The organism is Enterococcus caccae ATCC BAA-1240, from assembly GCF_000407145.1.
Taxonomy (GTDB): Bacteria; Bacillota; Bacilli; order Lactobacillales; family Enterococcaceae; genus Enterococcus_L; species Enterococcus_L caccae.
This window is the reverse complement of record NZ_KE136475.1, coordinates 163,118-178,182: the sequence shown is the minus strand read 5'-3', so window position 1 is coordinate 178,182 and position 15,065 is coordinate 163,118. Positions and strand designations below refer to the sequence as shown.

The following is a 15,065-nucleotide window of genomic DNA, read 5'->3' as shown; positions in this document are numbered from 1 at the left end:
TTTTTATTCCTCCTTTTAAAAAAAAGAAAGATGAAAATCCAAACTTCTCATCTTTCTTTTTGCTAAAAATTAATGTTTACCCCAAGCAGCAACATTAGCAAAACGAATCTTTTTAAATTCTTTTTTCTTTTCCATAGAAAAACCTCCACTATTTTTTTAGAGGATAAACTAACCACCAACTATCCAAAAAATTGATGCAAATAAAACAATTCTAAATAATTTTCTCATGATCTTTTATCCTCCTTCTTACAAAGAATACCCTATTGTGAATCTCATAACTTATGATGTAAACTATAATCACATCTTATGTTTAAAAGGAGGCTACATTATGATTAATGAGGGAAGTTCATTTAAAAATATTAGACAGTCAAGAAAGATAACCCAAAAAGATATTTGTAAACAAAAAATTTCCAGGACCACTTTATCAAAGTTTGAAAATAATAAAATAATGTTGTCTATGGCTAATTTTAATTATTTACTTAATTCTATTGATGTTTCATTTGAGGAGTTTAATTTTATTGAAAACGGATACTCTTATAAGGATAAAGAACAAATTATATATTTCTTTAATAAGATTTTCTCCAATAGTGACTTAAAATATCTTGACAATTTAATTACACTTTGTGATAACTACCTAGATGACAATTTCAGTAAGTCAATTAAGTGTATCCGCAGTACATTGTATATGTTAAAACACATCGCAGATTCAACCGACAGTAAATTAAATTGCCAATCTAAACTATACGCTGCAGATGTTTGGAATGAACTATCTAAAGTTGATTCTTGGACCATTTTAGATATAAAAATAATTAATTGCTGTCTACACTTTTTTGATCCAAATACCTATCCTCTTATAAGCAAACAATTAATTAAATCGTTAGATAAGTACAAAAATTTTTCTAATATTATATTATTAGAAACATCTATATATCTAAATTTAACACTCCTTTTTTCACTACAAAATGATAAAAAATCTGCTCTGCTTTTTTCTAAAAAAGCACTAGATAAATCCTTCCAGAGTAAAAGAATTGATTATATTTCTATATCATTAATCAGGTATGGCCTTCTGTCTAATCAAAAAGGAAAAATTAATGATGGATTAAACATATTAAAACTTTTAAATGATGAGTCTTTATATAAAGTTGTTAAAGAGGAAGTAGACACTTTCGTCATTTAACTTTTCTAACTTTTTAATGGGATTTATGCCAATTAAGAACAAGTTTAATGTTTATTGAATGCTAATTGAAAACAGACAGAAACATCTATAATTCGTAGGTGTTTTTTGTTTGTCTTAAGAAAGAATGTTTTGGGATAGGCAAAAAAGGGAGCGGTCCTCCCACCCCTAAATGCTATTGTTACAATACCCCACATCACTATCTAACTCATTGTTTCATTTATAGGCTAAAATTACTTAGCCTATAATAGTTTTGCACCCAGCAATAGTTCTTCAATAAACGTTCCCTTGATTTTTTTAGATGCCTTTCGCTCAATAATACCTTCCAAAAACGGTCTTTTTTGGGATCTCTAAAATGATCGATTCAACAACTCAATTTTTGAAGTCAATAAAACTATGCCAACAATCGCAAAGAACAGGCTGCTCCTAAAATAACCACTAAGAAAATAGAAACACTAAATACAACGGATAGTAATTCTTCATTCTCTCCCTCAAGCATTCCTTAACGTACTTTCCGATAGATAATGATAAACTAGCTATCATACGGATTTATCATAATAATTTCAAGAAAGCAGGAAGAAAAGATGCAAATAACGATTTTTGGCGGAAGCGGCTTTATCGGACAAAAGCTTGCCGAAGAACTAGTCACCAGAGGGCATAATGTAACCAGCATTTCACGAAAAGGAAAACCTGCGGACCTATCAAGTTCTTGGTCAGAAAAAGTCCACTGGTTTCATTCCGATATCTTAAACGACACATACTGGCATCAAGTTGTCCAGAAATCTGATTGGGTCATTGATACAATAGGTATTCTTTTTGAACATCCACGCAAAAAAATCACCTATGACCGCTTTATTTTGACACCTGTTCAATTGATTTTAGATTATCTGAACACACACAATCCATCGGCTCATTTCTTGTTTATATCAGCCAATAGCGCTCCATTTCCTTTAAGAAAATACATGGATGCTAAGCTCCAGGCAGAACAACTCATCAAAGAAAATCCGCAACATCACGTTATCATTTACCCAAGTCTAGTTGTAGACAAACAACGGTATTTTTCCGTTATTAGCGCAGCAATGATCCGCTCACTTAAAGGAATCCCTGGAATCAAAAAACTTGTCCGCAGCTATGATCCTATTTCCAGAGAAAAGCTAGCAATAGAAATTTCTAACGTGATTGAAGGAAAAACCTCCGCCTACACTCAAAGGCAGACATAAAAAAGCATCTCCGCTAAGGAAATGCTTTTTCTTTTACCCTTTAACTGAACCACTCGTAATCCCTTCTACATAGTACTTTTGCATAAAGATAAACAATAACGTGATCGGAACCGCAATCAGCACACAACCTGCTGTAAATGCCATAAAGTATTGATCGATTTTATCTTTCGTCTGCATTGTGAACAGACCGATTGCCACTGTATATTTATTAACATTATCGCCTAAAATGATTTTAGCAAAAATGAAATCCATCCATGGCGCCATAAAAGCCATCAACGCTGTATACACAATGATCGGTTTACTCAACGGCAATGTGATTTTCGTGAAAATCTCAAACTTACTCGCCCCATCGATCATCGCAGATTCATCCAACGCCATCGGGATCGTATCAAAGAATCCCTTTGCAATATAAAAACCTAACGCTGCACCAGATGAATACACTAAAATCAATGCCAACAAACTACCTGTTAAATTCATCGCCTTCAAAATGTAATACACAGCGATCATACTCATAAAGCCTGGAAACATATTCAACACTAGTGCTAATTTCAAAAACGGTTTACGTGCTCTAAAGCGCAAACGACTTAAAGAATACGCCATCGCAATTGTGATCAATGTTGATAAAATACAACTGCAAACTGCTACAAACAACGTATTTAAAAACCATTGCACAAAAGGATACGTGGAGCTTGTCAACAACATTTTATAGTTTTCAAAAGTAAACTGTTTCGGAATAAAATACGTTACAAACGCTCCGCCCTCACTTCTAAAACTAGTCAAAACAATCCAAACGATTGGAAAGATCCAGACAATCGATAAAATCGTCAATAACGTATAATGCAAAACTAAATTCTTTCTTTTTTTCGATTTCATATGCTTGTTTACGCCCCTTCCGTTTTAAATGAACTGCTTCGCGTATAAGCAAATAACGAGAAGACCGCTGAAAGAACAAAGATAATGATCCCAATCACAGATGCGAGATTATAATCAGCTGCAGTTACCGTTAATTTATACAACCATGTTACCAACAAGTCCGTCTCACCTGCAGAGTGAAAATTACTATTCGCTGGTTGTCCGCCAGTCAACAAGAAAATCACATTGAAGTTATTGATATTTCCAATAAACTGTTGGATCAAACTAGGTGCCATTACAAATAAAATCTGCGGGAAGGTAATATTTCTAAAAATTTGAAATTTATTCGCACCATCGATTTCCGCTGCTTCTATTTGATCTGTCGGTAGATTCGTAATGATTCCCGTTGCAACCAACATCGTTACAGGAATCCCAACCCACATATTAACAAAGATAACCGTGACTTTCGCAAGTAGAGCATCTGTTAAAAAAGGAATCGGTTGATCAATCAGTCCCCAATTTTGCAGCATCGCGTTAACGGGTCCTGAACCATTAAATAAGTTAGCCATCAATAATAAACTGACAAATTGCGGAACAGCCATCGTGATGACGAAAATCGTCCGCCAAACTTTTTTCCCTTTCACCCCTTTAGCGTTAATTAATAATGCTAATAGAATGCCGAAGAAAAACGTTGTCGCGGTCGCTAAAACTGCCCAAATCAACGTCCAAGTAAGCACCGGGAAGAAAGTTCCAGCAATATCACCTGTAATCACATTGCTAAAATTAGCAAAACCAACCCAATGAAATAAATTTTTAGGCGGTAAATGATTATGATCATAGCTAGTAAATGCAATAGAAATCATATACAGCAATGGCAAAATCGTAAACGCTAATACACCCAATAACGGAATACTCATCAGTGTGATATAAAATTTTTCATTCAACAAACTATTTAAATCTTCTTTCAATGTCGGTAGAGACTGCCCAGCTTGTTTTAACGTAAAAATTTTACGCGCACTTCTTAGGTTCACGATATACATAAAAATAAAAAGTAAAATAAGAATAATTGCAGCGATTCCAAACAACAACAGTAACATCGAATTGTCACCTGGCTGTTGCACTTCGATTCCCAGCGACTCATCCATGACCCAACCTTGAGCTTTCGTCCCCAATGATTGCAGCATCGACAACGCATGAAAACCATTTACGACTAACCACGCCACAAATCCTATCTGCAACGCTAAAAATGCCAGCCCTTTGATGATTTGTCCGTTCAAGATATTCGCCATTCCCATAAAAATATAAGAAAGCTTGATCGAGGTATCTCCCTTTTTAAACAACTCTCTAAAAGAAATCGGCCCATCGGCTTTTGCTTTTAGTTTCATAGCATTTCACTTCCTGTTCTTCTTTGAAATCAAGAGGTCTGAGAAGCCAAGTTAAAACTTTTTCAGTTTCTCCCTGACTACTCAGCCTCTATTTTTTGCTGCAATTTATCGATTATTTATCGGATTTACTAGTATCTTGAACTAATTTATCCAATTTTGGTAAGTATTGATCTTCAGCGATTTTGCCATTATAGGTATCATTGATTACCGCATCAGCTGGTCCCCAGAAAGAAACCATCGCTGGAAGTTTTGGCATTACAACCGAATGATCAGCATCACTCATTGTCATAACCGCTTCTGCTACTTTATCAGATGTCACTTTACCATCTGCTTGTGCCTCTTTATTTGCTGGCACTGTGCCATTTTTTTCAAAAACAGTTAATTGATTTTCCTTATTTGTTAAGAAATCAGCCAAAGCCATTGCTGCTACTGGACTTTTAGTTGAAGCATTCACTCCGAATAATTTCACGCCTAAAAATGCTTTTTGCTGTACTTCACCATTGCCTAAATCAACTGTTGGGTATGGCGCTACTGCAAACTTATCACCTAACGCTTTTTCTACATCTAGTTTAGACCACGGACCAGATAAGAAAGCATCGATTTTACCATTGCCTAAGTTAGAAAGTGCATCCGCATTCGATTGAACGACACCAGCGTTATCTTTTTGGGCACGAATCCATTTTAAGACTTGCACACCTTTATCATTGTTAAAATTCGTTCCTTTGATATCTTCACCGTTTTTACCATATAATTCATCGCCATTTGACATGAATAATGGTGTGAAAATATAGTTTGCGCCAGCTTCTCCAAAGTTCGCACCTAATTTGCCTTTAGCCGTCAACGTTTCCCAACTCTTCACATCGCCTTCAGCTAACTTTTCTTTGTTATAATATAAAATTTGTGATTCAACACCATATGGGTAACCGTATAATTTACCATCATAAGTTGCAGCTTCCACAGCACTTTCAGTACTATTCTCTTTAACGCTATCTTCGTATTTCGTATTCGCATAAATAATTCCAGCATCCACCATTTGACCTAATTGATCATGAGGCATCATGAAAACATCTGCTGCGGCACTAGGATCTTTTTTTAGATTCTCTTGGGCTGTGGCAGACTCACTTGGCTTGATCGTAACTTTCCAATCTTTGTGTTCTTTTTCAAATTGTTCTACTAACGGTTTATACGTATCTACAAACGCTACATCCACCCACAATTTTATAGAAGCGTTTTCATTTCCATCAGAAGCTTTTTTATCTGATGAACCTCCGCCACAAGCCGCAAGCGCAAATGCCGCCGCTGTCATTGTTACCCCTAATGTCAAAAGCTTTTTCATGTTTCTTTTCATCTTTTGTTCCTCCTAGGAATTATTTTGCTGTTCTATTCTCCTACATTGTGCAATCGTTTGCGTAAATTGTCAAGAGAAATCTTTAAAAAGCATAAAAATGTTTTACTAGACTACAAATGATATGATTAAACCAATCTACTGACTAAACATAAAAACAGTGATTATACACCAAATAAAGTCTTTTAAATAAAAAAAGGCTTATTATCCAGCTATTTCCTTTCAACACTCGAAAAAATAATTGTTCTAACAAAATAAAATGCAATCGTTTGCGAAAAATACATTGAAAACGTTTTTCTTATATGGCATAATATGAGTTGTTTTTAGAAACGTACGGCCAGAAACATACTAAGGCGACTATAGGGGGACAAATTAGATGAATACTGCAGCAATCCACCATCAACCAGAAAGTGAATTTGCTTATTTATATACATCAGACAAAATGCACATTCGATTAAGAACGGGACGAGAGGACATCAAAAGTGTCGAACTACTGAATGGTGATCCATACCAGCTTGAGCACAGCGAGTGGTTCAACTTAACAATTCCAATGGAAAAATACTTATCTACTACCACTCACGATTATTGGACTGTCGAAACTTCTGCACCTTTTAGACGCCTAAGCTACGCTTTTAAGATAGAAGGCATGGATGGGACTATGCTGTTTTATGGCGATCACGGTTTTTTCCCATATCAAGAAACCACGTTAAAAACCGCCAGTAATTATTTTAAATTACCGTATTTCCATGAAGCAGACCGTTTCAAAGCACCTCAGTGGGTAAAAGAAACAATTTGGTATCAAATTTTCCCTGAACGTTTTGCCAATGGCGACCCAACGAATGATCCAACAGGGACTTTACCTTGGGGAAGTAAAGCGCATCCTGATCGGAATGACTTTTTTGGTGGTGATTTACAAGGTGTTTTAGATCATTTGGACCACTTGGTGGATCTTGGAATCAACGGGATTTATTTCTGCCCAATCTTCCAAGCCGCTAGCAATCACAAATATGATACGATTGATTATTTTGAGATTGATTCCGCTTTTGGCGATAAGGTTCTCTTTAAGAAACTTGTACAAGAATGCCACAAACGCGGTATCCGCGTCATGTTGGATGCTGTTTTCAATCATATGGGTGACTTTTCACCTCAGTGGCAAGATGTAATCAAAAATGGAGAACAGTCAGCTTATGCCAACTGGTTCCATATTCATAAATTCCCAGTTACTTACACACCAACAGCGAATTTTGAATTCTCCGATAATATTACGTACGATACATTCGCTTTCACTCCACATATGCCTAAATTAAATACAGCAAACAAGGAAGTGCAAGATTATTTATTAGAGATTGCCCGTTACTGGATCGCAGAATTCGATATTGATGCTTGGCGATTAGATGTAGCAAATGAAGTAGATCATCGTTTTTGGCGAAAATTCCACGATGTCTGTACAGAAGCTAAACCAGACATTTATATTCTCGGCGAAATTTGGCATTCTTCTCAAGCATGGCTTCAAGGCGATGAATTTCACGGCGTCATGAATTACGCATTTACTGATGCAATTCTTTCCTATTTTGTCTATAAAACGATCTCATTAAGCAAACTCGTTTCCGAACTAAATCATCAGTTAATGCTTTATCGTGAACAAACCAATCAAATCATGTTTAATGTACTTGACTCTCACGATACCCCTCGTTTGCTGACAATCGCTCAAAATGACAAAGAGCTGATGAAACAAGTTTTAGCATTTACTTACTTGCAAAAAGGGGTGCCTTGTCTATACTACGGAGATGAATACGCTATGGACGGAGCCGGTGATCCTGATTGTCGTAAATGTATGATTTGGGAATCAGAGCAACAAGATTTAGACATGTATGAATTCGTTAAGACCTTGATTGCCTTTAGAAAAAAATATCAACCACTCTTATCAGAAGGAAAACTACGCTGGCAGGAAATCAATGAACAAACCGGGCTCATCGACTTTGCCTATGAACACGAAGGAAAAATGATCCGCAGTATTTTTAACACGGGCCAGACCCCCATTTATCTTGAAAAAGAAACGATTTTATTTTCGACCAATATGCACTCATTAGATAAAAATATTATTGAACTTGCACCATACGGTTTTGCTGTATCAGTAGACAACATAGAAAGGATTGAAAAAAATGACCTATCAGGAAACAAACACTCATTGGTGGCAGGAAGCCGTCGTTTATCAAATTTATCCACGGAGTTTTCAAGATAGTAACGGTGATGGTATTGGTGATTTAGCTGGAATCATTCAACGGTTGGATTATTTGAAAAAGTTAGGAATCAGTGCAATTTGGCTCAGCCCTGTCTACCGTTCACCAAACGACGACAACGGTTATGACATTAGCGATTACGAGCAAATCATGGCCGAGTTTGGCACTATGAGCGATATGGAACAACTGATCCGAGAAGCCCAACAAAGAGAGATAAAAATCATTATGGATCTCGTGGTCAATCACACTAGCGATGAACACCCCTGGTTCATTGAATCCCGCTCCTCAAAAGAAAATCCCTACCGCGATTTCTATGTTTGGCGGCAGGAAAGCATTGGAGGAGGAGCCCCAAATGACTTAGAATCAACTTTTCTAGGTTCTGCATGGCAATTAGACGAGCTTTCTGGTGAATATTATCTGCATCTATTTAGTCAAAAACAGCCGGATTTGAATTGGGAAAATCAAAATGTGCGAACAGCTATCTACAACATGATGAACTTTTGGATCGATAAAGGAATTGGCGGTTTTCGTATGGATGTGATCGATCTTGTTGGGAAAATACCCGATCAAAAAATAACCGGAAATGGCCCAAAATTGCATGACTATCTACAAGAAATGAACGCCCAAACATTTGGAGGAAAAGATTTATTAACCGTTGGGGAAACGTGGGGAGCCACACCTGAAATCGCTAAGCTGTACTCTAATCCAGAAAGAAACGAACTTTCAATGGTCTTTCAATTTGAACACATTGGATTAGATGAGGAACCTGGAAAGAGCAAATGGGATCTACGCCCTTTGCAAATAACTGAACTAAAAGAAGTTTTTTCAAAATGGCAAACAGAACTTGGTGATCAGGGTTGGAATTCTTTATTCTGGAACAATCATGATTTGCCCCGAATCGTTTCAAGATGGGGTAACGATAGTGCTTACCGTGTACAAAGCGCTAAAATGTTGGCAATTTCACTTCACATGTTAAAAGGGACACCTTATATTTATCAAGGTGAAGAAATCGGGATGACCAATCGTGTGATCCACGATATCACAGAAGTTGAAGATATTGAAAGTAAAAATATGTATGCCGATCGAATCCAAAAAGGGTATGCAAAAGAAGATATTCTAGTATCTATCAACGCCAAAGGTCGCGATAACGCTCGCACACCTATGCAATGGGATGATACTGAAAATGCCGGTTTCACAACTGGAACACCTTGGCTTACCGTTAACGAAAACTATCATGAAATCAACGCTAAACAAGCATTAGCAGATACAAACTCTGTCTTTTATACGTATCAAAAGCTGATTAAACTCCGCAAAAATTGTCCATTGATCGTTTGGGGCAGTTTTGAATTAATCGAAGATACTGCAACGGATGTTTTTGCTTATTATCGCCACTATCGAGAACAAAGCTGGCTAATTGTTTGTAATTTTTCTGATCAAGAGCAAATTTTTTCGCTAGATAAATTCGCAGTAGAAACGATTATTACAAATACTGAAAAAGACTATACGGAGCTTTTTGACAGAACGTTAGAGCCTTACGAAGCTTTTGTTGTTGATGTATCTAATTATCCAAGCTAGATTCAAGCGTTAACCTTTCAGTTTTTAACACTCTCTAGCTATGCGCTTAAATTTAGGAGGAAAAAATATGCCTAACTCAGCTATTCAAACAAAAGAAGTGAATACAACAGCACAACAAAATTGGTGGGAAAATGCTGTAGGATATCAAATTTATCCACGCAGTTTTAAAGACAGTAATCATGATGGAATTGGTGATCTCAATGGTATTCGCGAAAAGTTGTCCTACTTAAAAGAGCTAGGAATCGACTTCATTTGGATCAATCCAATTTACGCATCACCAAATATCGATAACGGCTACGATATTTCTGATTATCAAGCAATTCACGAAGACTTCGGCACAATGGAAGACTTTCAAGCCTTACTTAACGAAGCTCATGCCTTAGATTTGAAAATCATTATGGATCTCGTAGTCAACCATACAAGCGATCAACATCCATGGTTCTTAGAATCAAAAAAATCTTTACAGAACCCTTATCGAGACTATTATCATTGGGCAGATGCAACAAAGGACCTACCTCCTAACAACTGGCAATCTTTTTTCGGCGGCTCAACTTGGACATATGATGAAACAACAGGTCAATCTTACTTTCACGTTTTTGCCAAAGAACAGCCCGATCTTAACTGGACAAATCCAAAAGTCCGCCATGAAATTTATCAGATGATTCGCTGGTGGTTGGATCTTGGTATTGACGGTTTCCGAGTAGATGCAATCAGCCATATCCAAAAAGAACCTTGGGATTTTAACATTACAGATAATCAATGGGCGCCTTTCATGAATGTCTCTGGTATTGAAACCTACTTACAGGAATTAAAAGCGATCTTTAACGAATACAATGTTATGACTGTCGGTGAAGCGAGCGGTGTTCCGCACCACGAAGCAGCCGCTTGGACAGGTGACACAGGTTACTTCAATATGATTTTTGAGTTAGAACACTGTGAACGCATTGGAGATCTCGGTCATCAAAAAGGATCTGTTCCACACTTGAAATACACTTTAAACCAATGGCAAACAAGTCTAGCTGATAATGGTTGGAATGCTCTGTACTTGGAAAATCACGATACCCCTCGAAGTGTTTCCGTTTATGGCGATGATTCTCCTGAAGCTTCCAAAGCTTTAGCGACAGTTCTTTTGTTACTGAAAGGAACACCTTTCATTTACCAAGGGCAAGAAGTTGGTATGACAAATTATCCATTTGGTTCCATCGGAGAAATCGACGCAACAGATACCATTCATTTTTACCATACTTTACTGGAGCAAGGGACGATCAGTAAAGACGCTCTAGCTATCGCCACAAACTGGTCGAGAGATCATAGTCGAACACCATTTCAATGGGAAAACACTTTACACGGTGGCTTTTCGACAGCCGAACCTTGGCTGAAGGTCAACGACAATTATCGCATGATCAACGCAGCCCAAAAAGATCTTGAAAGCAGCAGTATTTACCATTATTATCAAGCTTTAATTCGTTTAAGAAAACAAACTGACGCCCTTATTTATGGTAGATTCGAATTGCTGCTACCTGAACACCCAACTATTTTTTGTTATACACGTACAACTACGACAGAGACTTGGCTGATTTTAGTCCAACTAGATCGTGAACAGACAACCATTTCGTTTCCAAATTCTTGGGATTATTCTGATTGGAAAGAAATCCTAACAACGACTGAAAAGCAACCACTAACAGAACAAATGATTCTTTCTGATTATGAAGCTCATGTTTATCGTAAAATCACAAGTTAAATAGACATCAGTATTTATTCGGATCATAGGAGGCGTAGATGTGACTTGTAGAGTGATGTCTCGCCTCCTTTTTATTCACTACTCAACAAAGTATCGTAATACGGTCTTCCTCTTTTCTGGCGCTACTTTTCTGGGATCAGAAAGATAGATTTCTCTATGTGCAAATGTCGTCCTATTCAACTGATGTTCCTTACAATATTGTGCCATCACCTCGAATGTCTTGTATTCATCATCATATGATCCTAGATGCAACATCTGTACACATTGACCATCCTCGATCGTTTCAAACTTCACGTTTTGATTATTTGGGTTGGGTTTCTTTTGCGCAACTCTTTCTAAATTAGCCGACGCCAATTCCTCCGTTAGAAAATCAGGCTGACGAATCATAATTTTATACACCAAATCTGCTTTATCAAACTTCCTTCTCTCAGCCACCGCCTCATCTGACAATGTCCAGATACCTTCTAACGGGTAAACCGTATACTCAAAGTATCCATCTGGCGCACCTCCATTTTTAGGCATCATGCGAATACCATACGACATCGCATATAGCGCAGCCGTTTCTTCACCAAAGGCCTTTCTATTTGGATCACCTTTTCCAGAAATCGTATAAAATTTCTGTTTTGGCACAGTTAATTCTGCCGGTTTGTTTTTAGGTAAATAGAGTTCCTTTTCTTGTTTTCGCCACTCAAATTTCATTACTTTTCCTCCTGATTCTCTTTAACATCATTTTACTTTATCGACTCTTCTTTGGCAAAAAACGAAAAATAATCTCCTACTATTTCATTTGACCTTGGAGCTATGTCTAATGTTAGACTAACACTAGAGGAGGAAACCACCATGAAAATCACTATATTCGCGCAACAATTCAACCTATCAACAGATGCAATTCGCTTTTACGAGCGTTCTGGTTTACTAAAGCCTAAACGACTAGCAAATGGTTACCGGGAATTTTCAGAAGTTGATCAACAAGATTTAAAAATCATTTTAGCATTGAAAGAGTTGGATTTTTCAATAAAAGAAATCAATTATGTATTGGAACTAAAAAGGCAGCCAACTTCCACTCAATGCAACAACGATTCTACCAACTTTTTAACCAAAAAAATCAACTACATCGAACAAAAAATAGCTTTTTACGAACTGTCTCACAAATTATTAGTCAAGCTGCGAACCACCATCGAAGAGAACAACTATACAGAAAATCAAGCAGAATTATTCGCTTTGATCAATCAACTATCTAACTATGGTTTAAAGGAGATCTAACCATGACAAATAAAACAATCTTACAACTGGAAGATGGCGCTCTTTTTCTTTTAGCATTGACCTTGTATATTAAATTAGGCTTTCCAATTCTTTATTTCTTTCTTTTTCTCTTATTACCAGATATCACAATACTTGGCTATAGACACGATCCAATAATTGGCGCTAAACTCTATAATTTAGGTCATACTTTAGTTCTTCCAGTAGCACTGACTTTTATTTCCCTTTTTACTAGCACTTCTTTTTTATTAGCAGTTTCTCTCATTTGGGCTGCTCATATTTTTATGGATCGAGCAATGGGGTATGGACTTAAATACTCTGACGCGTTTAAACATACACATATTCAGAATCTATAAAAAAGAAGAGTGCGATACAAAACTAAAAATCAGTTTTGTATCGCACTCTAAAACGTAATAAACAGTGGCCAAGAACCAGGTTCTTCGACAATTTTGGCGAAACTGCTCGAACCTAATCGACTATTGCCTCAGCCTCTTCTTTTTGTTCTATGTCATTGTTACTCTTTACTTATTACTATGTCGTACAGGTGATAGTGCTTAAATTAATTCCCAAACACTTGAAGTTGTTGGTTCGTTGCCTTGTGTCCACCATTTTGCTTTGTACGTATCACCTTGGAATGTTACTGTGTCACCACCGCTATATGCTTTACTTGTTTGCCAGTTCACGGCTTTTTTTGAAAGAAGTTTCCAAACGTCTGATTGATCCGGACGTTCGCCTCTTGTCCACCATCTTGCTTCGTATTCTAAATCATTGAAGATTACTTTATCGCCATAGTTGTAAATTTTATCAGCATCCCATGTTGTTTGACCAGTTGGTGCTTCCTTTGTCTTCACAGAAAATGCAGCGCTAGTTTCTGAAACATTTCCGCCAACACTAATTGCTTTTACTGTATATGTGTAAGTTGTGTTAGCTTTTAAACCAGTATCTTTAAAGCTTGTTTTTTCAGTTGTCGCAACTTTTTTACCATCACGGTACACTTCATAGTTTTTAACACCTAAGAAATGTGTTGATTTTGTCCACATTAAGTCTACTGTGTTTTCAGTAGTTCCCATTGAATGAACATTGGTTGGTGCAGATGGTTTTTGATTATCTTCTACAGCAGATGATTGTGTTGTTACGTTTACTGTTGCACTCTTTTCAGAAACTTTACCGTTCGTTCCGACTGCTTCTACTTGATATGAATATGTTGTGTTTTCTGATAAGTTTGCATCGTTAAACTGAGTCCCACCAACTGTGGCAACTTTTTTACCACCACGATATACATTGTACTCTTTTGCGTTCGCAACAGTATTCCACGTTAATTTAAGTGAAGATGTTGTAACATCTGATGCTTTAACATTTGCTGGTTTTGCAGGTGTTTCCTCGACTGGAGGCGTAATTTCTCCGCCACCTTTTACATTCACATCAATCACGTTGTAAAATGCATTCGTTGTATCCGCTACATCCCAAACAGCTAAGATCACGTGGTAACCTGAACGATTTTCTGGAACAGTGATTTGATGAGATTTATTATTTGAAGCAGCTGAACCATCATGCTTTACTTCCCCAAGAAAATCAAAATCAGCTCTTGATAATGGCTTATCTGGGTTCCATCCAACTTTTGTCATGTAGTAGTGCCATTTAGTCGTACTGTGAGGTGCCGTATAATGCCAAGTAAACGTATTAACTCCCGTATTGATATCTTGTTTAGTCCAACGGTTTAAACCAGTACTATCCATTACGGAATCAGTAATTTGTCCTTTACCACCTTGAGCAGATGCAATCTGTCCATCAGCTGGTCCCGCTTGCGGAAAACCTTTATCAAATTCAAGTGATTGCGGATTTGTGATAACCATTCCATATTTTTCCATCGCTGCTGACCAGCCAATAGTATTTTTATCTAATGAACCTTGGTAACCACGCGCTGCTGGTTTTTCTACATAACCATGTGCACTTGCTTCTTCTGCACTTAACAGTCCTGATCCACCTAAAATAATTGTTGACATCAACGCTAATCCTAATAACTTTTTCTTCATAATTCTCCTCCATTGATTGTTTTTGCCTTTAACTGGCTTAACATTAGTTTAAACCTTATGTAAGAAAAAAAAGGGTCATTTATGGACGGAAAAAGATCATACTTGATCAAATCTAACTATTTTATATAAATATAAACATTTTTTAAACATTTATATATAAACATTACAAATGTTATCCAAAAAACCACCGTTAAAAGGTCACATTTTTCTACTAAAAAGAAATTTTTGGACTATGTTTTT

12 protein-coding genes are annotated in these 15,065 nt (G+C 36.8%); 7 read left to right on the top strand and 5 right to left on the bottom strand.

From position 1 onward, the window contains the following. Positions 1-328 precede the first annotated feature (328 nt). Together I580_RS13655 and I580_RS13650 are read left to right on the top strand one after the other, a co-directional pair. On the top strand, positions 329-1,177 hold the full coding sequence (locus I580_RS13655; protein WP_010772101.1) for a helix-turn-helix domain-containing protein: 849 nt from the start codon (positions 329-331) through the stop codon (positions 1,175-1,177). Between the two features lie 581 nt (positions 1,178-1,758). Next, complete coding sequence (locus I580_RS13650) at positions 1,759-2,394, top strand: NAD(P)H-binding protein (RefSeq protein ID WP_010772100.1); 636 nt, start codon at positions 1,759-1,761, stop codon at positions 2,392-2,394. A gap of 33 nt (positions 2,395-2,427) precedes the next feature. Here the strand turns inward: I580_RS13650 and I580_RS13645 are convergent, their stop codons facing one another. The 3 genes from I580_RS13645 to I580_RS13635 form a co-directional block, all read right to left on the bottom strand. Continuing rightward, complete coding sequence (locus tag I580_RS13645; RefSeq protein ID WP_010772099.1) at positions 2,428-3,267, bottom strand: sugar ABC transporter permease; 840 nt, start codon at positions 3,265-3,267, stop codon at positions 2,428-2,430. 8 nt (positions 3,268-3,275) lie between these two features. Next, a complete protein-coding gene (locus I580_RS13640; RefSeq protein WP_010772098.1) occupies positions 3,276-4,631 on the bottom strand; it encodes a carbohydrate ABC transporter permease in 1,356 nt (451 codons plus the stop codon). Positions 4,632-4,743: 112 nt separating this feature from the next. Next, positions 4,744-5,979 (bottom strand): extracellular solute-binding protein, encoded by a 1,236-nt coding sequence (locus I580_RS13635; protein WP_010772097.1) that lies wholly within the window; start codon positions 5,977-5,979, stop codon positions 4,744-4,746. A gap of 373 nt (positions 5,980-6,352) precedes the next feature. On the opposite strand from I580_RS13635, the gene I580_RS13630 reads away from it, so the two are divergent. From I580_RS13630 to I580_RS13620, 3 genes are all read left to right on the top strand, one after another. Then, positions 6,353-8,218: a glycoside hydrolase family 13 protein gene (locus I580_RS13630; protein WP_010772096.1), complete on the top strand. Its 1,866-nt coding sequence runs from the start codon at positions 6,353-6,355 to the stop codon at positions 8,216-8,218. Beyond that, entirely contained in the window at positions 8,139-9,791 is a 1,653-nt protein-coding gene (locus I580_RS13625; RefSeq protein ID WP_034860295.1) for a glycoside hydrolase family 13 protein, read from the top strand. The genes I580_RS13630 and I580_RS13625 overlap by 80 nt, the downstream gene beginning before the upstream one ends. 67 nt (positions 9,792-9,858) lie before the next feature. Beyond that, on the top strand, positions 9,859-11,532 hold the full coding sequence (locus I580_RS13620) for an alpha-glucosidase (RefSeq protein ID WP_010772094.1): 1,674 nt from the start codon (positions 9,859-9,861) through the stop codon (positions 11,530-11,532). Between the two features lie 78 nt (positions 11,533-11,610). Here the strand turns inward: I580_RS13620 and I580_RS13615 are convergent, their stop codons facing one another. Beyond that, positions 11,611-12,231, bottom strand: coding sequence for a GyrI-like domain-containing protein (locus I580_RS13615; protein WP_010772093.1), 621 nt, complete (start codon positions 12,229-12,231; stop codon positions 11,611-11,613). Positions 12,232-12,372: 141 nt separating this feature from the next. Between I580_RS13615 and I580_RS13610 the strand changes: the two genes are divergently transcribed. Both I580_RS13610 and I580_RS13605 read left to right on the top strand, forming a co-directional pair. Beyond that, on the top strand, positions 12,373-12,795 hold the full coding sequence (locus tag I580_RS13610) for a MerR family transcriptional regulator (RefSeq protein ID WP_010772092.1): 423 nt from the start codon (positions 12,373-12,375) through the stop codon (positions 12,793-12,795). Positions 12,796-12,797: 2 nt separating this feature from the next. Then, the gene (locus I580_RS13605; protein ID WP_010772091.1) at positions 12,798-13,148 is read left to right on the top strand and encodes a DUF4260 domain-containing protein; all 351 of its coding nucleotides are present in this window, start codon (positions 12,798-12,800) and stop codon (positions 13,146-13,148) included. A gap of 198 nt (positions 13,149-13,346) precedes the next feature. Here the strand turns inward: I580_RS13605 and I580_RS13600 are convergent, their stop codons facing one another. After that, positions 13,347-14,825, bottom strand: a complete 1,479-nt coding sequence (locus I580_RS13600) for a lytic polysaccharide monooxygenase (RefSeq protein ID WP_010772090.1) — start codon at positions 14,823-14,825, stop codon at positions 13,347-13,349. Positions 14,826-15,065: the final 240 nt, after the last annotated feature.

Coding starts and splice junctions, on each gene's coding strand:
- I580_RS13655 (WP_010772101.1), top strand. CDS start 329: ATGATTAATGAGGGAAGTTCATTTAAAAATATTAGACAGTCAAGAAAG.
- I580_RS13650 (WP_010772100.1), top strand. CDS start 1,759: ATGCAAATAACGATTTTTGGCGGAAGCGGCTTTATCGGACAAAAGCTT.
- I580_RS13645 (WP_010772099.1), bottom strand. CDS start 3,267: ATGAAATCGAAAAAAAGAAAGAATTTAGTTTTGCATTATACGTTATTG.
- I580_RS13640 (WP_010772098.1), bottom strand. CDS start 4,631: ATGAAACTAAAAGCAAAAGCCGATGGGCCGATTTCTTTTAGAGAGTTG.
- I580_RS13635 (WP_010772097.1), bottom strand. CDS start 5,979: ATGAAAAGAAACATGAAAAAGCTTTTGACATTAGGGGTAACAATGACA.
- I580_RS13630 (WP_010772096.1), top strand. CDS start 6,353: ATGAATACTGCAGCAATCCACCATCAACCAGAAAGTGAATTTGCTTAT.
- I580_RS13625 (WP_034860295.1), top strand. CDS start 8,139: ATGACCTATCAGGAAACAAACACTCATTGGTGGCAGGAAGCCGTCGTT.
- I580_RS13620 (WP_010772094.1), top strand. CDS start 9,859: ATGCCTAACTCAGCTATTCAAACAAAAGAAGTGAATACAACAGCACAA.
- I580_RS13615 (WP_010772093.1), bottom strand. CDS start 12,231: ATGAAATTTGAGTGGCGAAAACAAGAAAAGGAACTCTATTTACCTAAA.
- I580_RS13610 (WP_010772092.1), top strand. CDS start 12,373: ATGAAAATCACTATATTCGCGCAACAATTCAACCTATCAACAGATGCA.
- I580_RS13605 (WP_010772091.1), top strand. CDS start 12,798: ATGACAAATAAAACAATCTTACAACTGGAAGATGGCGCTCTTTTTCTT.
- I580_RS13600 (WP_010772090.1), bottom strand. CDS start 14,825: ATGAAGAAAAAGTTATTAGGATTAGCGTTGATGTCAACAATTATTTTA.